This window comes from Acinetobacter halotolerans, assembly GCF_004208515.1.
Taxonomy (GTDB): Bacteria; Pseudomonadota; Gammaproteobacteria; order Pseudomonadales; family Moraxellaceae; genus Acinetobacter; species Acinetobacter halotolerans.
Genome location: NZ_SGIM01000007.1, coordinates 12,666 through 37,014, shown reverse-complemented (window position 1 = coordinate 37,014; position 24,349 = coordinate 12,666). Strand labels below are relative to the sequence as shown.

Genomic DNA, 24,349 nt, shown 5'->3' with positions numbered 1-24,349 from the left:
TCACTAGACCCTACTTATTGATGGATTCGAATATCACGCGGTAATGGCAACTTTAGCTCTTCAAAAATATCAGGACGTTGCAAATAGATTTGATATAAAAAGTTCTTGATATCTAATAATAATGTATCTGGCGTCACCAGCAGATTATTTCCCTCAGGGGTTAAATCTAAAGATAAAATCGTATTATTTTCTTTTAGAAATGGAATCATCTTTTCAATAAAGTCTTTTAACGACACTTCTTGAATATTATATTGCGCCCAATTGTCTTTAATTAATAATTTTGCTAGACCTTTATTCTGCCAAACCGACAGCGCATGCTGACCCGAAGGTGTAGAACACAAAGCCCAACCATCGTGATATAGCGCAATCACTTCACGTTGCAGAATAATATTTTGAATAAATTGGCGATAAGCGTCTTTGGATGAAGAGTTAGATGTTGTTGTTTGAGACTTCGACGCGGCCTTACGTTGATAAGGATTTCTCATAAATAGCTTCAATATTAGAATCATTATTGAGGCTAATCATAAAATAATTTGATATTGATTACAATGATTTGAGTATCTAGAAAGGAGATATGGTGGGCGCTGACGGGATCGAACCGCCGACATTCTGCTTGTAAGGCAGACGCTCTACCAACTGAGCTAAGCGCCCTGAACGAGGATAAACAAAGCGAAGCTTTGTCCGAGTGCAAGAGAAAAATCTTTGATTTTTCTAGTTAACTCTCGTTTCAGAGATCAAGTATAAGATACTTGTCAAAACAATCATTCCCTTAAAGCGATATCAAGAGAATGGCGCAGCGGACGGGGCTCGAACCCGCGACCCTCGGCGTGACAGGCCGATATTCTAACCAACTGAACTACCGCTGCATCAGTATACTTCTTTACGAAGTAAGTATCACAAACTATGGTGGGCGCTGACGGGATCGAACCGCCGACATTCTGCTTGTAAGGCAGACGCTCTACCAACTGAGCTAAGCGCCCTGAGGAATAAAATTGATTGAAAATCAATTTTATGACGCAAGACAAACAAAGTGCGTAGTCTTGTATCCAAAGGTGTTCCCAATCTCACAAAATTAAAGTGGCGCAGCGGACGGGGCTCGAACCCGCGACCCTCGGCGTGACAGGCCGATATTCTAACCAACTGAACTACCGCTGCACTATAATTTCGCAATTATGGGTAAAACGATGTTAAAACTTAAGTGGCGCAGCGGACGGGGCTCGAACCCGCGACCCTCGGCGTGACAGGCCGATATTCTAACCAACTGAACTACCGCTGCACTTGAAGTTTTAACGTAAAGGCTTGGTGGGCGCTGACGGGATCGAACCGCCGACATTCTGCTTGTAAGGCAGACGCTCTACCAACTGAGCTAAGCGCCCTTAACGTCTTTATCGTTTGTGAGGTGCATTATAGAGAATCTTTACAGAGTGTCAAACGCTTTTGACACACTTTTCCGAAAAAACCGTGTGAGTGATTAAAAAATAAGTAATTCTTTGATAAATGCGGTATTTTCGTATTTTATTTAAACACTTATTCACATTTTCAGTATGAATCTTTCAAAGCCTGTTCTGAAATATAAACCAAAGCTTGTTCTGAAATTAGTTCAAAAAGTTCGATAATTTCATCATTCTTCATTCGGATACAACCATGTGACATTGGGATCCCCATCGGTTCAGTCTCAGGCGTGCCATGGATATAAATATATCGCTTAAAAGTATCACAGCCCTCCCCCTGATTAAATCCAGCTTCTAAACCATCTAGCCATAAGATTCGCGATAGAATCCAATCTCTTTGTGGAAATTGTTGTGCAAGTTGTTGGTCGTAAATTTCACCTGTAGGCTGGCGTGCAATAAAAACTGAATTTTTTTGAGCCTCTCCCCCGATTTTTTGCGCAACTCGATGCCACCCTCGTGGGGTCTTCCCACTATTCTCTTGTTCGCCGATACCATTCTTGCCTGAGGAAATAACATAAAACTTGTTATGTTTTGGCAGTCGTAAAGTTTGTTGTGCCAAATCAATTAAAATATCAGCCTGTTCAAGTGTATAGGGCATTTTTTATCTCGAGCGATGATAGAACAATTGTATTTCAACATAAAAAAGCTGAGATTTCTGTAGTTTTGATTTGTATTAGAAGTGGCTTATCAATTTTTCGAGGGCTTACCACGATCTGTTCATCGAGTTACTTTATTACTTTAATTGCTCTCATCTTACGAAGCTTTAAACGCTTCTCAGGGCAAAGCCTTAAAGCAGTGCTTTAAGTTTGCTTAACTCGCCACTCGAGCATATGAGGAACAATGTTCCGCAAGGTCTGCGCTCGGGCAAAGCGTTGCTTTTATTAACTTGCCACTCGAGCGTAGCTCTCGTCTTGCGCAGCTAAAAAGCTTCGCTTTTATTAACTCACCACTCGAGCGTAGCTCTCGTCTTGCGCTCGGGCAAAGCGTTGCTTTGCTTATCCTCGCTCAGGTTCAGGGCGGAGCCACAGCCAAACAGCGACCGTAAACATGGTGACATTGGTAAAAACTTTGACCAAAAATGGCGCATTAGTAAAGAGCATGATGATACCGCTAATCAACATCATGATACTGGCAAGCCATTTTGCCTTACGTGGTACAGTGCCGTTTTCACGCCAATTACGTAAGGTTGGTCCATATTTAGGATGATTGAGTAACCATGCATCCATTTGCGGCCAACCTTTCGAAGCCGCCCATGCCGCGATTATCAAAAATACCGTCGTTGGCATACCCGGTAGAATTGCACCAATTATCCCTAAGGTAATAAAAATGATGACTAAACTACGCCAAAACAATATTTTCATTTAGCAATTAACCATCGCGTCAAAACAACCGTGCTAGTATAAAGTGTTTTTATTGTCGTTTCTTAAACTTAGCTTATTATTTCCATGATTGAGTTGCTTCATGTTTAAAATAATGTCCTGCCCATCTTTTTTTGAACCATGGTTACAGTTTAAGCATCCCATTGTACGGCAGTTAGCTTTTGCGATTGCCAGTCCCAATATTTTGGCCCAAATTCCAAGTGAACTTAACCTGAAAAATGAGTTCACCATTCACGATGACCAGACTTGGCAGACGTTGTACCAGCAATATGAACAACGTTTACAACAACTTGATCAGCAACCACAACCTCTACTTGATTTTCTCGCACGCCTTAAAAGCACCCGTTTAGGATTACGTTTTGAAAATTTATTGTGGTTTTGGCTATTGGATGATGCTTACCATCCCTATCAATTGCTTGGACATAGTATCCAAAAAATATCAGGAGCAATCACTTTAGGTGAAATCGATTTTCTTCTGCTCAATCAACAAACGCAGGAAGTTGAACACTGGGAAGTTGCTCTCAAATATTATCTTGGTGAGAACGAATTAAGTTTGTCACAATGGTTCGGACTGAATAGAGAAGATACCTTACATCGAAAATTAAAGCATTTTACCGAGCGTCAATTTCAGTTTTCAGAAGCAAATAATATTCAGATTCAACGTAAATTTGCCGTTATGAAAGGACAACTTTACTTACCTCACTCTCAAGATGAGGTAGTGCCTCCAGCATGGATAAATGTTTCTCGTCGTTTAGGACAATGGGGAACTCACATTCCACAACTTTCTTATTATCGTTTACAGCGCCAAGAATGGCTTTGCCCAAACCAATTCGCATCTTCATCAGCAGCGGATTGGTGGACCGATGGTCTGTACTACAATTCAACAATCGAACCATTATTCTATATGTTTCGTCAGCCCTCACTGTTATTTCAAAAAACTCAATTTTAATCAAATTTTCAGTATGTAACACTTCATAACACTTCTACCATCAAACGGTTATGTTCATTTTCACGCTATTTCTTTAGCCTCTTACATACACCATAATTAAATTGAGTCGGAGACAAGCATGAAAAAAATTTTAGTTGCGTCTATCATGGCCACTTTTGTTTTAACTGGCTGTAATACGTTCAAAGGTTTCGGTAAAGATGTATCTAAAGCTGGAGAGAAAGTAACGCAATCTGCTGAAAAAACCCAAGATAAAATGTAATTTTTGAAAAAAATAGACCCGAAAAACCTTATCTTTAAAAAGATAAGGTTTTTTTACATACCGTTCTTGGCAATATTCCCCTATTATATCGGTTCAAATTTCACCAGATTTATCTACATCTCGCATGAACCACTCCGATACGCTTGAACTTAGCCTACAACTCCTCCGCCAACCCTCTGTTACCCCCGTTGACCATGATTGCCAGAACATCATGGCCGAGCGCTTAGCAAAGATTGGTTTTAATATCGAAAACTTACGTTTTGAAGATGTTGATAACTTATGGGCTCGTCGTGGTACGGAAGGTCCAGTTTTTTGTTTTGCTGGGCATACTGATGTTGTTCCTACTGGGCAACTAGATGCATGGAACTCAGATCCATTTTTACCAACGATCCGAGATGGTAAATTATATGGTCGTGGTACTGCTGATATGAAAACAGCTTTAGCTGCGATGGTGGTTGCTTCTGAACGTTTCGTTGCAAAGCATCCTAATCATAAAGGTTCGATTGCATTTTTAATTACCTCTGATGAAGAAGGTCCATCGATTAACGGTACAGTTAAAGTTGTGGAAACCTTAGAAGCACGCCAAGAAAAAATGACGTGGTGTTTAGTAGGTGAGCCATCTAGTACCCATCAACTGGGTGATATTGTAAAAAATGGACGTCGTGGCTCGTTAAACGCCGTCCTAACTGTTCATGGTAAACAAGGGCATGTTGCTTACCCTCACCTTGCAGAAAATCCAATTCACTCTGCTTCGAAAGCGCTCAATGAGTTATGTGAAACCGTTTGGGACAATGGCAATGAATACTTCCCTGCAACTTCTTTCCAAATTTCAAATATCCAAGCAGGTACAGGCGCAACCAATGTCATTCCAGGCACATTAAAGGTGACGTTTAACTTCCGTTATTCAACAGAAGTTACTGCTGAAATCCTTCAACAACGTGTTCTCGACATATTGGATAAGCATCAATTAAATTACAGCATTCATTGGACCTTTTCAGGCTTACCATTCCTAACCCCAGTCGGAGAATTGGTCAATGCCGCAAAAGTCGCCATTAAAAATGTAACGGGTGTAGAAACCAAACTTTCAACCAGTGGCGGAACATCTGACGGACGCTTTATTGCCCCGACTGGCGCTCAAGTATTAGAGCTCGGTGTGTTAAATGCAACGATTCATCAAATTAATGAGCATGTAAATGTTGCGGATCTTGAGCCCTTGGCAGAGATCTACGAACAGATTCTAGAACAACTGCTAGCAAAGTGATAACGACATAGACAAAAAAAGGAGGAACTCAATCATCGACTGAGTTCCTCCTTTTTTTATTCTTTATAAACCCAATTGGGTCTGTATATTCTGTAAATGGGGAACATAAAATGTATTGCCCCCAATTTTCACATACTTAAAAACTTTGTCATCATCAATTTCACACTCATCATCCACGATCTCTGAAATACGCAAACGAATTGACGAAGGCATTTCATTACAGATCAAAGCAAAGCGTTCTGAAACATCATCGCCCTCAACTACCAAGGCGACACCCTGTTTCTGAGTTGGATCATTTACAGCATAAATCGGCAGTTTTAAGTCATGCCATTCAATATGATCAACTTGCGTCTGCGTATCCATTGCTGATAAGACAATATTTTGCGGTAACAGCATTGGAACGTTTTGATGACATTCGATAATGTATGCGTCAATAAATCCCGTTGAAACCGTAATTAAATGCTGCAACTCTTGCTGGTCAATTTGACCCAGTGCAGAGCTTGCGCCTTTCTTCACCATTCTTATTCACTCCTCAGCGCGCAACAAGTAAACTATCTATATTTTCCAAAAGTGTTTCCTCTTGGAATGGTTTACCCATGTATTGGTTTACACCTAATGATAGGGCACGTTCACGGTGTTTCTCACCTGTACGTGATGTAATCATAATGATAGGGAGGTTTCGATGAATTTCATGATGTCGAACAAGATTCGTGACTTCGAAACCATCCATTCGCGGCATTTCGATATCCAGCAACATTAAATCAGGTTTAATGGTTTCTAGTTGCTCTATCGCATCAACACCATCTTTCGCAGTCACAACATCATAGCCCTGACGTTCTAACAGGCGTGACGTGACCTTACGCACAGTGACCGAGTCATCCACAATCATAATCAAACGACGCTCATCATAACGTTGCTTGGTATAAGTTTCATCTGCTTGTTTCGCACGCGGTGTTGACTGAGCTTGACGAGCAATATTTTGACCATCCAAAATTAAGCAGACCTGACCATCACCGAGAATGGTGGCCCCAGCAATCACACCAATACTTGAGAATTGTTGTCCAACTGGTTTTACAACAATTTGACCACGTGAACCAATCAGCTGGTCGATCAGCAATGCGGTTGTCTGACCTTGCGCACCTTTAATCAACAATACAGGTAAAGAATGTACGATACCGCTTAAGCGTGGAATCGGCTGCCCTGCCACAAATTCGGATAAATAACGTAAACGATAGCGCTCTTGATCAATATTGAAGTAGTCTTCTTGGCTATCAAAGTATTGCTCTAACGCCATCGGTGAAATACGTACGATACGATCAATTTGTGCCAGAGGGAAAGCAAATTGTTGGTCGCCCGCTTTCACCATGAGTGCATCACTGACGGCCACTGTCGTCGGTACTCGAATGGTAAAGGTCGTGCCTTTACCAAAAATCGAACTGACACTAACATGCCCACCCAAAGCTTTAATATCACTTTGAACAACGTCTAAACCAACACCCCGTCCAGAAATCTGAGTGACCTGCGCCGCAGTACTAAAACCAGGATGAAAGATAAACTGTAAAATCTCATCTTGATCAAGTTTTTGTTCTTTGGTCATTAACCCCGTTTGAATCGCCTTATCTTTAATACGATTTACATCAATCCCTTTACCATCATCACTAAAGCTAACAACAACATCTGTACCTTGACGACCGATATTTAAAACAATGTGCCCTGTTTCAGGTTTTTTAACCAATAACCGTTGCTCACGGTCTTCAATACCGTGATCAATCGCATTTCGTAACATATGCTCAAATGGAGAAACCAAACGTTCCAAAATACTACGGTCTAATTCACCTTCGGTATTGTTTACGACCAGTTCAGTTGGTCGGTTCAAAGTAGATGCCGTTTGGCGAACGATACGTTGTAAACGTGGCAATAGCCGCGAAAACGGCACCAAACGTGTCCGCATCAAACTCTCTTGAATTTCTGCTTGAATACGAGACTGTTGTAACAATAAACCTTCCGTATCACGAATCTTCTCTGAAAGAGTCGTTTTAAAGTCAACCAAGTCAGATGCTGACTCTGCAAGAGATTTTGACAACTGATTTAAAGATGAGTATTGATCCATCTCTAATGGGTCAAAATCAGCATAACGTGCATCTTCGCCGCCATGTCGTGCAATAATTTGACTCTCTAACTCACCTTCCATTCGACGTAATTGGTCTGCCAAACGCTTGATTGCAAGTTCCATTTCCGTCAACGTACCGCCCAACTGACCTAAATCCATCTCGATACGTGAACGGTTAATCGCATTTTCTCCTGATAAATCAATCATCTTCTCGATGACCTCAGCAGAAACACGAATCATTTCATTGTTCTGTTCTACGCGCTCAGTTGACTCCCACTCACCTTGCATTGATGGCGGCTCAGTCCCATCTCCCTGAACAAACTCCATGGTGTATTCAGGTGTAAAAATATCCCTTGCAGACAGTTTTTGTGGCAATTGTGCTGAAACGTCAACAAAGTCCATTTTTTCTAAATTATGTTTCAAACCATCAAAATTCGCATATTGACGTTTAAAGACAGCATCATTGAGCCATGCAAGCGCTGTATTGAGTAAGTTGTCGTATACATTTGAATTAAAATGATGCACACCAAATTGTTCAAACGCATTTTCTAAATGATAGGCAATGACGGCAACTGCATCCAGTTCAGCCATCCGCGCGCCGCCCTTTAAACTATGGGCATTACGTTGTAGCTGTAATAACACACTACGATTACTGCGTTGCTCGAACCATTGTTTTAATAGATGTTGAGCTTGTTCTAACAACTCTTCTGCTTCTTCAAGGAAGGTCTGTTCTACTAGTGAACGAACGTCATCCTCAGCAGTCTCCTCCTCAATCAACGCTACGGTTTGATCAGGCGACTCCGCTTCAACAGCAACTTCTGTCTCAACTGAACTCGATTCTTCAGTTGTTAGCTCACCATGATCTATTACAGACTGCTGTTCAATCGTCTCATGTGTATCAGACAGCGTGTCTTCAACTTGATCGACAGATTCAACCGCGTCAACGCTTGGCGCATGACTTACCTCACCAGCAGATTGCTCTGCTTGCTGGAGTAACTTCACAACATGAGTTGATGGGTAATCGACGTGTTGATCACGAATCGTCTGAATTCGATCTGAAATGTCATCTTGTACCAAACGAATCAATGCAATCAGTTGAGGGGTTGCTTGTAGTTGTTGATTGATGAGTTTTTCATAAATCGTTTCTAACTCATGTGCAATCATACCGATATAAGGCGCTTGAATCATATTTGAACCGCCTTTTAAGGTGTGCAAATAGCGCATTAAATTTTTCAGTGCGTTTAAATTCTGATGATCAACCGTCCATGTATTTAAATCAGCATCTATCCCCACTAACAACTCATCAGCCTCTTCTAAGAAGATATCTAACAAATCTGGATCAAAATTTCGATTGGATACTGAGGATTGTAATTGTTGTTTATCCAGCGCCAGTTGAGCAGCGAGATCTGTTACATCAACGGCAGCATGTGAAGCTGTCTGAACAGCAATATCTGTGGCGGATGCTATGGTGTCTTCATCTTTGTTCTGTTCAGCAGCAGCTAACATGACGACCTTGTTTTCAGCCTCAGTCATTGTTGTGGATACAGTTAACTGTGCTAAAGCACTTACAACATGAGTAGAAGGATAATCTATTTGCTGATCACGAATCGTTTGAATACGATCTGAAATATCATCTTGGACAGAGCGAATAATCGCGACTATCGCAGGTGTCGATTGAAGTTGCTGATTAATAAGCTTTTCATAAATCGTTTCTAGCTCATGCGCAATCAACCCAATATGGTGGGCCTGAATCATATTTGCACCACCTTTCAAAGTGTGCAAATAGCGCATCAGATTTTTTAATGCATTGAGATTTTGAGCGTCTGCGGTCCAAGTATTGAGATCTGTATCGATCCCAGCCAACAACTCATCCGCTTCTTCTAGGAAAATATCCAAGAGATCAGGATCAAAATCGCGATTTGCTTCGGCTGATTGTAATTGCTGTTTGTCCAAAGCAAATTGAGCCGTTAAATCAGTTGTAGCCATCTGAGTAGGTAAATTGTCTTTATCATCATCAGTTAGCGCGAGTAGTGAGTCTTCAGATATGTCTAAAACAGGCTGATCTAGCGACTCAACATTCTGTTGTGTAAATGAACTGAGCTCATTTAAAACACGCTCATGCACTTTGGTTAAAGTGACACGCTGTCCCGCTGCCAAGGTATCAAATAATTGAGTAAATTGTTGATGGACTTGATGGTATAACTCGAATGCATAATCTAAATGAAGTAAGTTTGGCTTAAAAATTAAATCTTGATAACTTGAACGCAACAAACTTGTATATTGATACATCCCTATCGTTGCGTGATGGTGTGTATGTTGCAACAAAATTTCAGCTTGTTGACTAAGCTGCTGTAGATATTGAGGAAATTCTGCACGAGCTCGTTTCTCAAAATCAGATTCCACATCGAGCAGATCATGAATATTAAGTTCCAGCAACTGAGAAACTAGACCTTGTGGTCGTACCGAACCATTATGTTGTTCTTCTAATTGGAAATCATAGCTGTCCCATGCCGCATTGAATGTGGCGGAGATTTCATCAGATTTCTGCTGTGCATCTTGTTGTTTTAAACTGTGCAAATAATCACGAACGAATTGAGCATAATGCGTTAGTAAAGCGGTTTCATTTGAACTTGAGTCCAGCTCATCTTGTAATAATGTTTTAAATAGATTTTCAACTTTCGAGCTTGCTTCAAAAATATGATCCACATGCGCCATCGCAGAGCTACCACGAAGCGTATGTAAAGCTCGAATCAAAGTATTGTATTGCTCATTGGTTTGGCGATCATCCTGCAAAAAGTGATCAATTGTTGCCAGATGCTCTTCCGCCTCTTCCAAGAAAATTGCCAATGTCTCTTTGGCAAGTATTTCGTCTTCAGCTAATTCCGTTTCGGCTTTGGTTAAGTCGGGCTCAGTATCTAATTCGCGCTGTTCTAACTCTATTACGTTGTTATCAACTAAATCGTCGCTCAACTCAAGTCCTGTCGGATCACTATCTTGTTTTAAATAATGTGCAAGATTGAGTAATTCTGCCAATGCAGGATCAAGACTTGTCTGTTGTTGTAATTGCTGACCCAATAAAACCAGTGGTCTCAAGTCAATAAGATGCTCTCGCACTGCTTTAAAGTCATGGATAAGCTTAAAACGATATACATTAAAAATGGCTTGTACATAACGTTGGATTTCGGTATCTAACGGAATAGTTCCAGCTAAGATACGATTAAGAAGGTCTTCAACCGTCCAGCCTAACTCCCCAGAAGATTTTGCCCCGACCATTCTTCCAGAACCTTTAAGGGTATGGAAATGTCGACGAATATCCGTGAGCACATTCTGCTGACTCGACTGTTCAATCCATTGAACTAATAATGGCTCTAACTCAACAAAGATCTCATCTAATTCTTCAATAAAAATCTCAAGAATTTCTGCATCTTGTTCAAGATAACTGTCTTCAGGAAGCGTCATCGTTTCAACTAACGTTTTTAATATTTGTTTCATAGCGGCTTCTTTCGTTTTTATCCACCAGTTGTGGCTAAAAAATACGTGTATCTATCACACAAGATGTCGTTCCATTTTGCCATCACCTTGTTGAGATATCCTACATCTCTAAAAAAATGGAAAGACAGACACCCCCATCTGTCTTTCCAATCCGGCTTAATCTGGCAACTTAAAGTCAGTTACCGATTCACGTAATGATTCAGCCATGTTTGCCAATTCAGAAACTGAACGCGCTGTATCAAACGTTGCTGTTGTTGTTTGTGACGTAATTTCTTGTACGACATTCATCGTCGTCGCAATATGACTTGCTGAAGCAGACTGAAGCTTCGCAGCATCAGAAATGCTTGCAATCAGTTTCGCCAAATCACCAGATACGGTCTGAATCTCATCCAGTGCAATCCCTGCATCTTTAGCTAAGTTTGCACCACGCACAACCTCAGAAGTGGTTTGTTCCATTGAAATTACTGCTTCGTTGGTATCCGTTTGAATGGTTTTAACGAGGCTTTCAATCTGCTTGGTTGCTGATGCAGAACGTTCTGCAAGACGTTGTACCTCATCTGCTACAACGGCGAAACCACGGCCTGCTTCCCCAGCCATCGATGCTTGAATCGCAGCATTTAATGCCAAAATGTTGGTTTGATCGGCAATATCATTAATCAACGAGACAATGTTACCGATCTCCTGAGATGACTCACCCAAACGTTTAATACGTTTTGAGGTTTCCTGAATCTGCTCACGGATATGATCCATACCTTGAATCGAACGGTTTACAACATGTGCACCATTGGTTGCAATTTTTACCGAACGATGTGCAACCTCAGCTGATTCAGATGCATTGGCTGATACTTGGTCAATCGACAAGGCCATTTCGTTCATCGCTGCTGACGCACCGGCAATTTCTTGTGCTTGATGCTCAGACGCTTCTGCTAGTTGGTTAGTAATATTCTGCGTATTCTGCGTATATCGTGCTACTTCTTGCGAAGTATCTGTAATTCGAGATACAAGGTCGCGTAACTGATCAATCGCAAAGTTAATCGAGTCAGCAATTGCCCCTGTAAAGTCTTCAGATACCGTCGCATATGAGCGTAAGTCACCGTCCGCCAAGTCGGCAATTTCATCCAGTAAACGTAAAATCGCATTTTGGTTACGGTCATACTCATCTTGTAAGCGCGTCACACGTTCTTTATCGGTATTACTACGCAAAGCAAGTAGCTGTAATGCAGAGAAAACCAAGACACCTAAAGCCAGAATTAAAGCAATACCTGCAAGCACATTGCCCCAACCACTTTCAGCTTTATCCGATAAAGTATTTAGGGAAGAAAGGAGTGAGTCAGATTGAGTGAAAATCTCAGAAGATGCTTGACGTACATGTACAATCTGACTGGCATTTTTCAAGACAGTATCAGCAGCTAATCTTAAAACTGAATCATAGTCTGATTTGATACTATCAACTGACTCACGCAAATCCGGTGAACCAATACGATCTACACCGAGTTCAGAACTACCGTTCAGCTGTGCATTTAAATAAATACCAAAGGTATCAATATCTGCACCAAAGTCATTGGCAGAAGCATTAGAGTTGTCTGTACCAACTAACACTGAGTTAATCGAACGTAAAATACGCTCTGCAATAAACACTTGGTTTTTAGTGATAATTACCTGACTACTTGGCATGTTCTCACGAACCATTTGGTCAACCATCAGGTTATATTCAGCTTGAATCTCAGGAATTGTTTCACTAATGGAAATATTGGTTTCATATAATTGATTAATAACCTCTTCTTGAGACACAATCAAATCAATATGTTTTGCGACATTTCCCCAAAGCTGGTCAACTTTTTTATATTCATCCGAATTGGTATTATAGCGATTACCCACAATTTCCAGATTTTCAGCAAATCGCTTTTCAGACTCAACTAGACTCTTCATTGATTCTGATGTACCCGATGCGGTTGCCTCAGTTGCTTGACGCGAAATCATCTGCGACAACAAGCGTAACTCACCTAAACTTCGAGTTAACTGATTAGAACGCGGCAGACTCACGAATAAATAGATTAAGAGGATAACTGCAAGGACCAAAGCAATTAAGGCACGATAGATAATTGGTTTTGATTTCTCAGTCTCACCAAATAAACGAGAAAACTGATCAAGTTGAGTCCGAATTTTTTCTACAAAAGTTCCGCCACTTTTCAATCCCGCACTATCACTACCATTCTTCTTTTTAAGTTTAAAGCCCATACCAGCTTCTCCCCGAAATACCTGTTAATTTTCCACAGCGTATTAAATTAGTTTATAAACTTTATTGATGCATTCATGTACTGAGGATTTTTCAATAATCGACTCAGTAAGAACACATGCCATTGCTGATTATGTTGGTGAAAATACCCCTGACAATAGTCTTTTAATTTATTGTCTAGCTCATTCGTTTGAGAAAAAAAACTCTTTTTATTGAAGTGCTGAATTCCCAAGACCTGGTCTACGACCAACCCCACGTAATGATCTTGATGGCTAATACAAATGACTTTTTGCATTGGGGAAAATTGACTTCGTTGACCCGAAATAAAATGAGTTAAATCAGAAACTGAAAGCAACCGTCCACGGATATTTGCTAGTCCACGCACCCATGCCTGAGTATTTGGTACCGGCGTATATTTCGGAGGATAAATCACCTCTGAAATTTCCCCCAATGGTGCAACAAAATATTGCCCTAACATTTCAAATGCGATACCAGACCAACGGCTAACTTCATTTTGACTTGAAGTATATTGTTTGTTGCCTCGCTTGGATAAGCGAAGCAACTCGATAAATCCATTTGCTGCCATACTCTATCCCATATTTAGTCATGAAAAGCTGAGTAATGAGACGCCCAATATTGAGTAAAATTAACTTAATAATTCTTTGATTACGTCAATAAGTTGTTGTTCATCAACAGGCTTCGTCAAATAGTCACTTGCACCTTGACGTTTTCCCCACACTCTATCGGTCGCTTGATCTTTCGTGCTAACAATCACTACGGGAATATGCTGTGTTTCTTTAGCTTTACTGATTTGACGTGTCGCTTGAAAGCCATTCATCCCTGGCATAACAACATCCATAAGCACTAAGTCAGGCAATTCTGCTTGAGCCATAGTGACGCCATCCGCGCCATTGGTCGCTTCCAAAACGTCATAACCGTGCTTCGTTAAAATTTCTCTAAAGCGAAATGTTTCAGTAGGTGAATCATCTACGATAAGTATACGAGCCATTTTATCCTCAATTTTTAAATTTTATGCGCTAACGTGGTTACGGATCGCACTTAACAGCTCATCCTTACTAAACGGCTTAGTCAAATATTCGTCGGACCCCACAACACGCCCTTTAGCCTGATCAAACAAGCCATCTTTGCTTGATAACATGATCACTGGAATATTCTGATAACTGAGAGAGTTTTTGATCAATGCACAGGTTTGGTAACCGTCTAAACGAGGCATCATAATGTCAACAAAAACGATATCTGGATTGGCTTCAGCAATTTTTGATAATGCCTCAAAACCATCAACCGCAGTAATTACTTCACAACCTTCCCGTTGCAATAAGGTCTCTGCTGTACGACGAATTGTTTTTGAATCGTCAATCACCATGACCTTTAAGTTTTGAAATTTATCTTCCATTTAATTGTTCCGCCCCATTCACTCAATACACACTATATGGTTGGTTTAATTTATTTTATACAGTTTGATATTTTTAACATATCTTTACTTGCATTATCAATGAAGTTTTTTGAACCGATATATCAGTTTTCCAAAACAACAGCTATTAGCTCACACTTTTAATTAAATTCATATTTTTTTTGCATGCTGACTATTTTTAATTGTATAAATAACCACTAATATACAATTGATTATTATTTAAAAATAAGTGATTTAGTTAACTTTTTTACGGGAGATGTAATGACTGATTCGTTAAAGTGCGGTTTCCGCGTTAGACACTTTAAAACGATTGCTCGCATTTACATTTGCTCATTTTTTTTATTGTTATCTCCCTACGCTTCATCTTTTGCAGCAGCCGAACAAGCAAAGGCGGTTTGGTATCGCTACTATGATAAAAATGGTATTGCCAACGTCAGTACGTCAGTGTCGCCAGATCATATTCGTTACGGTTATGAAGCGCTTGATCGTAATATGCAAGTCATTAAACGGAATCGACCTTACAATGCTTTGGCAGACGCACAGCAATCATCACAACGAGAATCTCTTGCCCGCCAACGTGAACAAGATTTGCGACTAAAGCGCGCTTATGGCAGTGTTCAAATTGCAACAGTGAAAAGAGATCAGATTTTAGCAAACCTGAAAAAACAACTCAGCTATCAACAAGAACAATTACAACAATTACAAGCTGATAAAATCAGATTCAAACGGCAAGAAATGGAATATCATCGGAAAGGACAAGCGCTTCCAGCACAGCTAAAAAGCAATCTTGCAAACAATACCCAAAACATTGAGAACGTCAAAAGAACCGTTGAAAGTCTACGCAATGCTTATCAAAAAACCGAAACTGAATACACAGACATCATTCAGCGCTTAAAAAAACTTGAATAAAATCAAAATACAAAAGCACCAACTCAATAATAAATATCAAGTAGATAACATTCTAACTTTTATATTTCTTCAATATTTAACCCTTTGACAATACTTTATACTGCGCCAAATTGAATGATTCATGTCATAATGCCAATCGGCTGAAAAGTGGGTGTATTATTTCATCTATACTTATCGCCTTTTTTATAACACTTAACTTTAGGACAGTTTCCATGCGCGCAAGCCGCTTTTTATTTGCAACGTTAAGAGAAACCCCAAATGATGCTGAAGTCATTTCACACCAGCTCATGTTACGTGCGGGGATGATTCGTAAATTAGCCTCTGGTTTATACTCTTGGTTGCCCATGGGAACGCGTGTACTAAAGAAAGTTGATGCGATTGTTCGTGAAGAAATGAATCGTTCAGGCGCATTAGAAGTGTATATGCCTGTCACGCAACCTGCCGTGCTTTGGGAAGAATCAGGTCGCTTTGAACAATACGGCCCAGAATTATTACGCTTCAAAGATCGTCATAACAATGATTTTGTTTTAGGCCCGACGCATGAAGAAGTGATTACCGATTTAGCGCGTAACGAATTAAAAAGTTATAAGCAATTGCCGCTGAATTTTTATCAAATTCAAACCAAATTCCGTGATGAAATTCGTCCACGTTTTGGTGTGATGCGTTCACGTGAATTCATCATGAAAGATGCGTATTCTTTCCATGCGAATCAAGCATCTTTGCAAGAAACGTATGACATGATGTATGACACTTATAGTCGCATCTTCACTCGTCTTGGTTTGGACTTCCGTCCTGTACAAGCGGATACAGGTTCGATTGGTGGCTCAGCATCACATGAATTCCATGTACTTGCAGCCAGCGGTGAGGACGATATTGCATTCTCAACTGAATCGGATTATGCAGCAAACGTAGAAATGGCTGAAGCTGTTTTAGTTGGTGAACGTGCACCTGCTACGCAAGCTTTTGCATTGGTGGAGACACCAAATCAAAAAACCATTGCCGATGTGTGTGCATTTTTAAATGCTGATGCGAAACAATCAGTAAAAGCATTATTGGTACAAGGGATTGCAGATGAGAAAGGCAACTCGCCTGTTGTAGCCCTGTTCTTACGCGGTGACCATGAGCTGAATGATATTAAGGCTGAAAAGCATCCACTTATTGCTGCGCCTTTGACTTTTGCAACTGACGAACAACTACAGCAACACGGTTTAACCGCAGGTTTCTGTGGACCGCAAGGTCTTTTGGAAAAAGGTTTAACAGTAATTGTAGATCGTGCTGCATCGGTCCTCTCTGACTTTATCGCAGGTGCAAATGAAGTTGATAAACATGCGACTGGTGTCAACTGGGATCGTGACGCAAAGTTCACAGAAGTTTTTGACTTACGTAATGTGGTTGAAGGTGATCCGTCTCCAGATGGCATAGGTACACTACAAATCAAACGCGGTATTGAAGTCGGCCATATTTTCCAATTAGGTACAAAGTATTCAGAAGCTTTGGGCTGTAAAGTGCTTGGCGAAGATGGCAAACCATTTACCGTTACCATGGGTTGTTATGGTATTGGGGTGACACGTGTTATTGCTGCTGCCATTGAACAGAATTTCGATGACAAAGGCATCATTTGGCCTCAAGCGATTGCTCCTTTTGACATTGCAATTGTGCCAATGAATGCACATAAATCCCCACGCACCGTAGAAGCAGCTGAAGCACTTTACGCAGAGTTACAAGCACAAGGTTATGATGTACTCCTTGATGATCGTAATGAACGTCCTGGTGTTAAATTCTCTGACCTTGAGTTGATGGGTATCCCTCATCGTATCGTGATTGGTGAGAAAGGCTTAGATGCAGGTACTTTTGAGTACAAAGGCCGTCGTGATGCCGAAGCAAGTAACCTTAATAAAGATGAATTATTAATGAAGCTTGTACGTTAGTATTCACACATAATAAAAAGCCGTTTCAATGAAACGGCTTTTTTATTGGAAAATTAAACTGTCTGATCTTTAATGGTATCCGATGAACCATTATTTTGTACTGATTCAATACCTTTATCACGAGACTGTACACTGGCATAAAGCTGACTGGTGCCAATCACCTGATGGTTTGCAGCCTTTAGATTAAAATATGCTTTATCATTTTTTGACATTAATCGCTCATAGCGAACATCATCTGGGCTGTTCTTTTGCACTGAGGCAATCCCATTCATTGCTGATGCCTTGGTCTTGTATAATTCACTATTTAAAATGACTTCCCCATTACCTGCTTTCAATACAAAGCGATATTGACCATCGCTTGCTCGATTCACCTCATACCATCCAGCCATAAAGACCTCTATTGTTAGAGTTAATATTGTTTTATTTCTCTAATAATATAATTCAGCTACAACTATTTAAGAAGATTATTTTTTGTTCGATTTTAGTAGTTCAGAGTGAATCACCCATATAAAAAGGAGCATTTGCATGCTCCCATATAAAAAGGTTTAAATTAAACTTTTTTAACATATTCTGATTTAAGCTTCATCGCACCAATCCCATCAATTTTACAATCAATATTATGGCCATCACTGGCATCAGCGACCAGACGAATTGATTTAACCTTTGTACCGACTTTAACAACTGATGAAGAACCTTTGATTTTTAAATCTTTAATTACCGTAACACTATCACCATCTACTAAGACATTACCATTTGCATCTTTAATGATTTCCTGTGTTTCAGAGGTTAAAACTTCGCCTTCTTTCCACTCATATGAACATTCTGGACAAACTAATAATTCGCCATCTTGATAAGTATATTCTGATTGGCATTGTGGGCAGTTTGGAAAAGACATAAAAATCTCAAAAGCCTTATTATGATCGATAGAAGCCGTTTTTCAAAATTAATCCGCTTATTGATCAGGGATTTCAGCTTGAATCAGCAAACCCAACAAATAAAGTGACTCTTGCCACCCTAAATAACAAGCTTCAACAGGGATCACATCTGGTAGCCCCTCTTGGGTAATATTCACCTCTGTACCCACAAGCACAGGCTTGAGTTGGATGGTCATTTGGATCTCACCCGTCAGATGCGGATCATCAAACTGATCCGTATAGCGAAGCAGTTCATTTGGAACAATTTCGATATATTTCCCACTAAATGAGTGCGTGCTTCCTGTAGAAAAATTCGTAAACGACATTTTATAAGTACCGCCTACTTGCGGATCTAAATGATGAACTTTAGCAGTAAACCCATGAGGTGACATCCATTTGACTAACGCATCTGGATCTAAGAAGGCTTTAAAAACACGTTCAGAGGGCGCATTGAATACGCGATGTAATCGTACTGTACCTGGCATTGTTATTCTCCCTTGAGACTATTCTTTTATTTATGGATTGAGCATCACAATTTAATCATCATTGCGATCTTTCCAATCTCTTTATTTCAACATGAATATCAACAATCAAAAGCTGCTTTTTTGTGAAAAATGGCGCAAAATAACAGTCCATATTTTAGTGACCAAAATGCAGCTTTAGGATCGATCTATGAGTCAGCTTGCTTTTACTGCTTTTAGCTTAAATGGTATAGATGCACAAAAATTTTTACAGGGTCAGGTAACTGTTCACACTGAACGTTTACCTGAGAATGAAAGTCGATACACTGCTATTTGTGATTTAAAAGGACGTATTCATTTTGGTTTATGGATTAAAAGATTAAATCCAGAAAGTTTTGAACTAGTCACCACACAAGATCAAGCAGAAGAGTTTTCCAAACATATCAAAAAGTTTGGTGCTTTTTCAAAAATGAAATTAGAAGAAATTGGTCAAGTTTTTCCAAATATTGTTGGACATCAAACTGAGTTCTCTCAGACAGAAACCGATATAAAGACTTGGCAATTACAGGCCATTCAGTCTGGACAAGCTTGGATCACTCAAGCTACTGAACATGTCTTTCAACCACAAGAATTACGCCTACATCAACGTGACGGCGTACATTTTGATAAGGGTTGCTACTTGGGGCAGGAAATCGTGGCACGTCTTTGGTTTAAAGCCAAACCTAAACACTGGTTACATTTGATTCAAGGAAAAGGGGACGTTCCCTCTCCTACAACTCAACTGAGTAAAGATATAGAAGTGGTCAATAGTGTCGCCACTGAAGATGGCTATATCGCACTTGTGGTAGCAAAACCAACTGCTCTAGAAGAGCTTGATTTGACAGTGTTGGACTTGCCAGAAGCGCTAAGTGGTGATGTGGCGAGACCACAATAAGAGCGCTTAAAAAGCCCTATTAGTAGGGCTTTTTAATTATTTATAAAACAACCTAAAAAATTAAATTAGCACTATACTTACTAAAAAATGAACTAATTATATTTTGACTTTATTTTATAGGAAACTTCTGTGTATACACTCAAATACCTCTTAATTATTACTTTATTTACCTCATTAAATTCGCAAGTAATTTTTGCTAATACAGAGCAAATTAATCAACGTGTAAAACAACTTCCTAGTGAATTAAAGCCAGAGTATATCGATAAAACACCTATTTCTAACTTATATAGTCTTTCAAATCCTAGAGGGTCAACATTCATTGATGCTTCAGGTCGATATCTGATTCATGGTAATATTTATGATCTTGAAAATATGCAGAATATCGCCTCAATTAACTATCAAAAACATTATGCTATCAACCCTAAACAACTACCTCTTGCAAACGCATTAAAAGAAGTTAAGGGGAATGGTAAAAGAATTCTATATGTTTTTGCTGACCCAGACTGTCCCGCATGCAGAGTCCTACAGAGTGAACTTGAAGAAGTTGACAATGTAACAATCTATACATTCCCTATGGGATTAACTCATTTACATCCAACGGCGGTAGAAACCTCTAAAAATATTTGGTGTTCAAAGGATCCTGTTAAGACCTGGAAACTTTATTTACTCAATAATATAAAACCGAACAAAAGAGAAAATTCCTGTAATCAACCTATCGATAAAAATATGGAAATTACTAAAAACTATCAAATTAAACATACACCAACTTTATTTAATTCCAAAGGTCATAGAGCTGTAGGTATCCCTGAACTAGAAGATTTAGAAGAATTTATGAATGAGTATTAGAATTGATTTACTATTTGATTGGACGTTTTATTCATCTGTAGTCGTAATCAATGGCGTAGTCCAACCGCTGAACGCATCTTTGCACAAGGGTATGGTCTCCATACCCGATCAGCTGGTACCAGTCGCCACGCTAAACATACAGTTTCGATCAAAGATATACTTTGGGCTGATCAAATCTTTGTGATGGAAATACGACATAAGCAACAAATTAAAGAGAAATTCTCTAAACAGCTCATGAATAAGAAAGTGTTGGTTTTAGATATCCCTGATAATTATCAATATATGGATTCTGATCTAATTGAATTACTACAACTCACGATGCAACGTTATATAGAATAACGTTAGCGTTTATTGCCTCATTCACTTTCTCTCCATATATATTCTTCATGGCAATTCCATGAAGAATAACCATATATCATTGTTTTTATGAATTTTAATGGCACAATAATAGAAATTAAAAAACCTTTTTCTGGCACGATATATACAAAATCATCATTTACATTTTTTACCAAACTTTTATGATGAGAGCATCAAATTGTGTTCTGCTGCACAAAGGATTACAGCAGAGATTTACATAGAAGGAAGAAAAAATGAAAAAGTTGCTCATAGCCAGTTTAATAATTGTTGCAAGCCACTCCACACTAGCAGCAGACAGCAAAGCTGCAGCCAAAACAGATGTTTTTGCAAAAGCTACCCAACTCTATGAAGCAAAAAATTACCCTGCTGCATTTGCAGAAATGCAACGTCTCGCAGAGTCAGGGAACGCTCAAGCCATCTACAATCTTGGTTATATGACTCAAAATGGCCAAGGAACGAATAAAGACGAGAAAAAAGCTTTACAATATTACCAAGATGCCTCAAATAAAGGCTATGGCAAAGCCAGCTTTACCTTGGCTCAACTTTATCGCCATGGTGGGTTAGGCATTACACCAAATACACCAAAATTCAAAGAGTATTTAGATAGAGCATCAAAACAAGGTTCTGAAGAAGCAATTGTGGAAATTGCAACTTTACTATTTGCTCAGGGTAAACCAGAAACCGATCAAATCGCAATTCGCCAGCTCAGACCATTAATTCAAAAGAATTACTATCCTGCCATGCACATTAGAGCAGTGTATGATTTGGGGCAAGGAGTCAAAAATAAAAACCCAGTTACTCGTCAGCAAGCAATCAGAACAATCCAATCCCTTGCTGAAAAAGGCTATGCACCTTCATTGATGGCATTAGGCAATATGTTGGCGAATGGTGATATTCTTCAACAGAACTTACCAGAGGCCAAAAAGATTTTTACAGAACTGGCGAGACAAGACATCCCCCAAGCCAAAGAGTCTTTGGCAAAAGTAGAACAGATTATAAAAGCCAAGGAACAACAAGCGAAAGCTTCTAAACCGTAGTATTTTATTTTACCCGTAACCACCAAATATCGACTTTTCCAACAGATATTTGGTGGCGGTCAACAGATTAAAACTGTTTAGTGACTTTAATTCCAGCCCCCCAATTGCGCCCATCCGCAGGTTCATAGAAGCGACCATTGCCATCATTTACAATCACTGAACCGATATAGTTTTTATCTAGCATGTTATCGACTCGCGCATACGCATTCATGTTCCAGTCATTCAATGTCCAGAGATAACCCGTGTAGGCTGAAACAGTGGTATAACTTGGCGCTGCTTCAGTGTTGGTATCATTCACATAGATTTTGTCATTATATTGAGCATCAACCCCACCATAAAAACCAGTGTTTGGCTTCCATGCTACTGCGGCATAGGCTCGTTGTTTTGCGATCCCTGGAATTAAATTTCCAGATGGAATAGCTGAGGCAAGAATTTTACCATCATCTTTTTTTTCTGGAACATTTGCATCAAATGTAGCATCAAGATAACCATAACTGGCATTGATGACTAGATCACGCCAAAGTGCTTTGTTCCATGTCAACTCTACACCTTCACGTAAAGTTTTATCAGCTTTACGAAAAGTCGCACGTCCATCGACGCTACCAGCCGATACAATGTCATCTTTGGTCTTGGTTTGGAAAACAGCCAAAGTAAAATCACCGAGTTGATTTTGTGATTTTAAGCCAAGTTCATAGGTATCACTGCTCGATGCATCAAGAGCAAAATTAAAACCGCCTGATCCATCAGGGCGATAAGCCATTTCAGTAAATGTAGGTGTTTCAAAGCCTTTGGCATAACTGACATAAGCCAAAAGTTCAGGAATAACTTGCCAACTTAATGCAATGGATGGAAGTAGCTTAGAATAATCATGTTTGCCACTATCGTCACCATTAATAGTTCCATATTCATCAGGTCCCGATGTGAAATGATCTTTAGATTTGTAATGTACATTACTATAACGAAGCCCCGTATCTACTCTCCACGTCGGTAAAAACTGCCATGATGCTTGTAAATAAGGATCGATATTCCATAAGCTATTGTCTTCATTACGACGTAATTCACCCTTGACACCGAATTGCCCAACATCATTAAAATTTTTATAGCCTTTACGATCTTCATCCATCATATCAAATGCTACACCAGCACTTAAGATCGTATTCGGCAATAGCTCTTTACCTGTCCAACGGAAATCAGCACCATAATAATTACGATCGAAATCAATTACACCACCAGCCTGTTTAGGACTTGCCTGCCCTGAATAAATAGGTTTACCATTTTCTTCCCCCACCCTACCTTTCGGTATAGACTGATATTGTGTCACCTGACGATTGCCCCAATACCCCATCAGATATAACTCATGTTGATCGTTAAGTGGCTTTGACCATGTCACCCCTGTTTGAGTTTGTTCAATATCTTTGCGTACATCATAGGTATTATTGGCATCATTAACTTGACGAGGATTTTGCTGCCACTGAGTTTTATCCAATCCTTGAGGGTCGTTTGCATGAATTTTGACGTAATTGGTGATCCAATTAATCTTCGAACCATCGTCAAGATCCCATGTCAGTTTGGCATTGTTGAGCACCTTACGTGCATCACTATGATCACGATAGCCATCAGTATCAAAATATGATGAGCTAATCACATAACTCGGTTCATTGGCATGTTTTGAACCGCCTTGGAGAACGATACCTGCACGATTTTTATTGTGACTACCACCCGCATAGCTCATTTCGATTGAATCTTTACCCTGTCCCTCTTTGCTTGTGGTTAAAATCGTCCCACCAGAGGAGTTTCCATAAAGGGAGGAAAATGGTCCCGTCAAAACTTCAAGGTGATCTAAACTACTCAAATCAATATTTGAGGTTTGTCCCTGTCCATCCGGCATCGTTGCGGGAATACCATCGACATAAAGACGAATTCCTCGCACTCCAAAAGTAGAGCGTGCACCAAATCCACGCATTGATAGCTGTAAATCTTGTGCATAGTTCTCACGATTATTTAGCTGTAAGCTTGGAATTCCTTTCACGAGCTCAGTTAAATTGACCTGAGTTGACTGCATTTGCTCAGGTGCATCAACACGAAATACCGAAGCAGGTGTCTGTAGATAGCTTGTATCTGTACGTGTAGCTTCGACTTTAATCGTTGGAAGTTGCACAGGCTGCTGAGTATCAGGCTCGGCTGCCCATAGTAAGGAACTGTTTAGCCCCATACTCATTGCGACACAACCGTATAACAGGTTAATTTTCCAGAAAGGCATGAAGATTCCTTATTTCTCAAAAAATTGAAACGATGATTTTTAAAAGTAAGCCGCTATTTATTTTATAATTATCTGAAAACATTAATTTTAGCTAAATCAGTCAAAGTTGTTACTGATCTATATTGGCAAATAAA

Annotated in this window: 22 protein-coding genes, 6 tRNA genes and 1 pseudogene; 9 read left to right on the top strand and 20 right to left on the bottom strand. The window is 39.7% G+C overall.

Features of this window, described 5'->3' with window-relative positions:
* Nucleotides 1–14 precede the first annotated feature (14 nt).
* From EXE30_RS09575 to EXE30_RS09535, 9 genes are all read right to left on the bottom strand, one after another.
* Nucleotides 15–485, bottom strand: coding sequence for a DUF2750 domain-containing protein (locus tag EXE30_RS09575; RefSeq protein WP_130162182.1), 471 nt, complete (start codon nt 483–485; stop codon nt 15–17).
* Nucleotides 486–575: 90 nt separating this feature from the next.
* Nucleotides 576–651, bottom strand: a tRNA-Val gene (locus EXE30_RS09570).
* Nucleotides 652–789: 138 nt separating this feature from the next.
* Nucleotides 790–866: transfer RNA gene (locus EXE30_RS09565), tRNA-Asp, on the bottom strand.
* A gap of 38 nt (nt 867–904) precedes the next feature.
* Nucleotides 905–980 (bottom strand) — tRNA-Val (locus tag EXE30_RS09560).
* 98 nt (nt 981–1,078) lie between these two features.
* A tRNA-Asp gene (locus EXE30_RS09555) sits at nt 1,079–1,155 on the bottom strand.
* A 44-nt stretch (nt 1,156–1,199) separates the two neighbouring features.
* Nucleotides 1,200–1,276, bottom strand: a tRNA-Asp gene (locus EXE30_RS09550).
* Nucleotides 1,277–1,300: 24 nt separating this feature from the next.
* Nucleotides 1,301–1,376 (bottom strand) — tRNA-Val (locus EXE30_RS09545).
* A gap of 163 nt (nt 1,377–1,539) precedes the next feature.
* Nucleotides 1,540–2,049 (bottom strand): cell wall-recycling L,D-carboxypeptidase ElsL, encoded by a 510-nt coding sequence (gene elsL / locus EXE30_RS09540; protein ID WP_130162181.1) that lies wholly within the window; start codon nt 2,047–2,049, stop codon nt 1,540–1,542.
* Nucleotides 2,050–2,446: 397 nt separating this feature from the next.
* On the bottom strand, nt 2,447–2,812 hold the full coding sequence (locus EXE30_RS09535) for a YbaN family protein (RefSeq protein ID WP_121928670.1): 366 nt from the start codon (nt 2,810–2,812) through the stop codon (nt 2,447–2,449).
* A gap of 100 nt (nt 2,813–2,912) precedes the next feature.
* Between EXE30_RS09535 and EXE30_RS09530 the strand changes: the two genes are divergently transcribed.
* The 3 genes from EXE30_RS09530 to dapE all read left to right on the top strand — a co-directional run bounded on the left by EXE30_RS09530 (nt 2,913) and on the right by dapE (nt 5,299).
* The gene (locus EXE30_RS09530; RefSeq protein WP_130162180.1) at nt 2,913–3,779 is read left to right on the top strand and encodes a DUF1853 family protein; all 867 of its coding nucleotides are present in this window, start codon (nt 2,913–2,915) and stop codon (nt 3,777–3,779) included.
* Between the two features lie 118 nt (nt 3,780–3,897).
* A complete protein-coding gene (locus EXE30_RS09525; RefSeq protein ID WP_004669417.1) occupies nt 3,898–4,038 on the top strand; it encodes an entericidin A/B family lipoprotein in 141 nt (46 codons plus the stop codon).
* A 124-nt stretch (nt 4,039–4,162) separates the two neighbouring features.
* Nucleotides 4,163–5,299: a succinyl-diaminopimelate desuccinylase gene (gene dapE, locus EXE30_RS09520; RefSeq protein WP_130162179.1), complete on the top strand. Its 1,137-nt coding sequence runs from the start codon at nt 4,163–4,165 to the stop codon at nt 5,297–5,299.
* A gap of 63 nt (nt 5,300–5,362) precedes the next feature.
* Here dapE and EXE30_RS09515 read toward each other — a convergent pair whose 3' ends face one another.
* From EXE30_RS09515 to pilG, 7 genes and pseudogenes are all read right to left on the bottom strand, one after another.
* The gene (locus tag EXE30_RS09515) at nt 5,363–5,818 is read right to left on the bottom strand and encodes a hypothetical protein (RefSeq protein WP_130162178.1); all 456 of its coding nucleotides are present in this window, start codon (nt 5,816–5,818) and stop codon (nt 5,363–5,365) included.
* Between the two features lie 13 nt (nt 5,819–5,831).
* Nucleotides 5,832–10,349, bottom strand: coding sequence for an Hpt domain-containing protein (locus tag EXE30_RS16200; RefSeq protein ID WP_456049268.1), 4,518 nt, complete (start codon nt 10,347–10,349; stop codon nt 5,832–5,834).
* 18 nt (nt 10,350–10,367) lie between these two features.
* Nucleotides 10,368–10,901: pseudogene (locus EXE30_RS16215) on the bottom strand (Hpt domain-containing protein); the annotation flags it as partial.
* Between the two features lie 156 nt (nt 10,902–11,057).
* On the bottom strand, nt 11,058–13,139 hold the full coding sequence (locus EXE30_RS09505) for a methyl-accepting chemotaxis protein (protein ID WP_130162176.1): 2,082 nt from the start codon (nt 13,137–13,139) through the stop codon (nt 11,058–11,060).
* A gap of 47 nt (nt 13,140–13,186) precedes the next feature.
* Nucleotides 13,187–13,723, bottom strand: a complete 537-nt coding sequence (locus tag EXE30_RS09500) for a chemotaxis protein CheW (RefSeq protein ID WP_130162175.1) — start codon at nt 13,721–13,723, stop codon at nt 13,187–13,189.
* A 60-nt stretch (nt 13,724–13,783) separates the two neighbouring features.
* Nucleotides 13,784–14,146 (bottom strand): response regulator, encoded by a 363-nt coding sequence (locus EXE30_RS09495; protein WP_004669429.1) that lies wholly within the window; start codon nt 14,144–14,146, stop codon nt 13,784–13,786.
* A 21-nt stretch (nt 14,147–14,167) separates the two neighbouring features.
* Nucleotides 14,168–14,551: a twitching motility response regulator PilG gene (pilG, locus tag EXE30_RS09490; protein WP_130162174.1), complete on the bottom strand. Its 384-nt coding sequence runs from the start codon at nt 14,549–14,551 to the stop codon at nt 14,168–14,170.
* A gap of 279 nt (nt 14,552–14,830) precedes the next feature.
* Here pilG and EXE30_RS09485 point away from each other — a divergent pair, with 279 nt between their 5' ends.
* Nucleotides 14,831–15,478 (top strand): hypothetical protein, encoded by a 648-nt coding sequence (locus EXE30_RS09485; protein WP_130162173.1) that lies wholly within the window; start codon nt 14,831–14,833, stop codon nt 15,476–15,478.
* 212 nt (nt 15,479–15,690) lie between these two features.
* Nucleotides 15,691–17,406, top strand: coding sequence for a proline--tRNA ligase (locus EXE30_RS09480; protein ID WP_130162172.1), 1,716 nt, complete (start codon nt 15,691–15,693; stop codon nt 17,404–17,406).
* A gap of 53 nt (nt 17,407–17,459) precedes the next feature.
* Here the strand turns inward: EXE30_RS09480 and EXE30_RS09475 are convergent, their stop codons facing one another.
* The 3 genes from EXE30_RS09475 to EXE30_RS09465 form a co-directional block, all read right to left on the bottom strand.
* Nucleotides 17,460–17,795 carry a YegP family protein gene (locus tag EXE30_RS09475; protein WP_130162171.1) on the bottom strand — a complete coding sequence of 112 codons (336 nt, stop codon included), beginning with the start codon at nt 17,793–17,795 and terminating at the stop codon, nt 17,460–17,462.
* Between the two features lie 161 nt (nt 17,796–17,956).
* Nucleotides 17,957–18,301: a zinc ribbon domain-containing protein YjdM gene (locus tag EXE30_RS09470; protein ID WP_130162170.1), complete on the bottom strand. Its 345-nt coding sequence runs from the start codon at nt 18,299–18,301 to the stop codon at nt 17,957–17,959.
* Between the two features lie 57 nt (nt 18,302–18,358).
* The gene (locus EXE30_RS09465; RefSeq protein ID WP_171457358.1) at nt 18,359–18,811 is read right to left on the bottom strand and encodes an SRPBCC family protein; all 453 of its coding nucleotides are present in this window, start codon (nt 18,809–18,811) and stop codon (nt 18,359–18,361) included.
* 181 nt (nt 18,812–18,992) lie between these two features.
* Here EXE30_RS09465 and ygfZ point away from each other — a divergent pair, with 181 nt between their 5' ends.
* The 4 genes from ygfZ to EXE30_RS09445 all read left to right on the top strand — a co-directional run bounded on the left by ygfZ (nt 18,993) and on the right by EXE30_RS09445 (nt 21,955).
* Complete coding sequence (gene ygfZ / locus EXE30_RS09460) at nt 18,993–19,715, top strand: CAF17-like 4Fe-4S cluster assembly/insertion protein YgfZ (protein WP_130162168.1); 723 nt, start codon at nt 18,993–18,995, stop codon at nt 19,713–19,715.
* Nucleotides 19,716–19,844: 129 nt separating this feature from the next.
* The gene (locus EXE30_RS09455) at nt 19,845–20,561 is read left to right on the top strand and encodes a DsbC family protein (protein ID WP_130162167.1); all 717 of its coding nucleotides are present in this window, start codon (nt 19,845–19,847) and stop codon (nt 20,559–20,561) included.
* A gap of 18 nt (nt 20,562–20,579) precedes the next feature.
* Nucleotides 20,580–20,900: a low molecular weight protein tyrosine phosphatase family protein gene (locus EXE30_RS09450; protein WP_130162166.1), complete on the top strand. Its 321-nt coding sequence runs from the start codon at nt 20,580–20,582 to the stop codon at nt 20,898–20,900.
* A 251-nt stretch (nt 20,901–21,151) separates the two neighbouring features.
* Nucleotides 21,152–21,955: a tetratricopeptide repeat protein gene (locus EXE30_RS09445; RefSeq protein ID WP_130162165.1), complete on the top strand. Its 804-nt coding sequence runs from the start codon at nt 21,152–21,154 to the stop codon at nt 21,953–21,955.
* A gap of 67 nt (nt 21,956–22,022) precedes the next feature.
* Here the strand turns inward: EXE30_RS09445 and EXE30_RS09440 are convergent, their stop codons facing one another.
* On the bottom strand, nt 22,023–24,215 hold the full coding sequence (locus EXE30_RS09440) for a TonB-dependent receptor family protein (RefSeq protein WP_130162164.1): 2,193 nt from the start codon (nt 24,213–24,215) through the stop codon (nt 22,023–22,025).
* Between the last annotated feature and the right edge of the window lie 134 nt (nt 24,216–24,349).

What these genes read in the sequence shown, in the direction of transcription:
- ygfZ (WP_130162168.1), top strand. Translation starts at nt 18,993, where the DNA reads ATGAGTCAGCTTGCTTTTACTGCTTTTAGCTTAAATGGTATAGATGCA.
- EXE30_RS09480 (WP_130162172.1), top strand. Translation starts at nt 15,691, where the DNA reads ATGCGCGCAAGCCGCTTTTTATTTGCAACGTTAAGAGAAACCCCAAAT.
- pilG (WP_130162174.1), bottom strand. Translation starts at nt 14,551, where the DNA reads ATGGAAGATAAATTTCAAAACTTAAAGGTCATGGTGATTGACGATTCA.
- EXE30_RS09495 (WP_004669429.1), bottom strand. Translation starts at nt 14,146, where the DNA reads ATGGCTCGTATACTTATCGTAGATGATTCACCTACTGAAACATTTCGC.
- EXE30_RS09440 (WP_130162164.1), bottom strand. Translation starts at nt 24,215, where the DNA reads ATGCCTTTCTGGAAAATTAACCTGTTATACGGTTGTGTCGCAATGAGT.
- EXE30_RS09525 (WP_004669417.1), top strand. Translation starts at nt 3,898, where the DNA reads ATGAAAAAAATTTTAGTTGCGTCTATCATGGCCACTTTTGTTTTAACT.
- EXE30_RS09530 (WP_130162180.1), top strand. Translation starts at nt 2,913, where the DNA reads ATGTTTAAAATAATGTCCTGCCCATCTTTTTTTGAACCATGGTTACAG.
- dapE (WP_130162179.1), top strand. Translation starts at nt 4,163, where the DNA reads ATGAACCACTCCGATACGCTTGAACTTAGCCTACAACTCCTCCGCCAA.
- elsL (WP_130162181.1), bottom strand. Translation starts at nt 2,049, where the DNA reads ATGCCCTATACACTTGAACAGGCTGATATTTTAATTGATTTGGCACAA.
- EXE30_RS09470 (WP_130162170.1), bottom strand. Translation starts at nt 18,301, where the DNA reads ATGTCTTTTCCAAACTGCCCACAATGCCAATCAGAATATACTTATCAA.
- EXE30_RS09515 (WP_130162178.1), bottom strand. Translation starts at nt 5,818, where the DNA reads ATGGTGAAGAAAGGCGCAAGCTCTGCACTGGGTCAAATTGACCAGCAA.
- EXE30_RS09485 (WP_130162173.1), top strand. Translation starts at nt 14,831, where the DNA reads ATGACTGATTCGTTAAAGTGCGGTTTCCGCGTTAGACACTTTAAAACG.
- EXE30_RS09575 (WP_130162182.1), bottom strand. Translation starts at nt 485, where the DNA reads ATGAGAAATCCTTATCAACGTAAGGCCGCGTCGAAGTCTCAAACAACA.
- EXE30_RS09505 (WP_130162176.1), bottom strand. Translation starts at nt 13,139, where the DNA reads ATGGGCTTTAAACTTAAAAAGAAGAATGGTAGTGATAGTGCGGGATTG.
- EXE30_RS09445 (WP_130162165.1), top strand. Translation starts at nt 21,152, where the DNA reads ATGAAAAAGTTGCTCATAGCCAGTTTAATAATTGTTGCAAGCCACTCC.
- EXE30_RS09475 (WP_130162171.1), bottom strand. Translation starts at nt 17,795, where the DNA reads ATGGCTGGATGGTATGAGGTGAATCGAGCAAGCGATGGTCAATATCGC.
- EXE30_RS09500 (WP_130162175.1), bottom strand. Translation starts at nt 13,723, where the DNA reads ATGGCAGCAAATGGATTTATCGAGTTGCTTCGCTTATCCAAGCGAGGC.
- EXE30_RS09535 (WP_121928670.1), bottom strand. Translation starts at nt 2,812, where the DNA reads ATGAAAATATTGTTTTGGCGTAGTTTAGTCATCATTTTTATTACCTTA.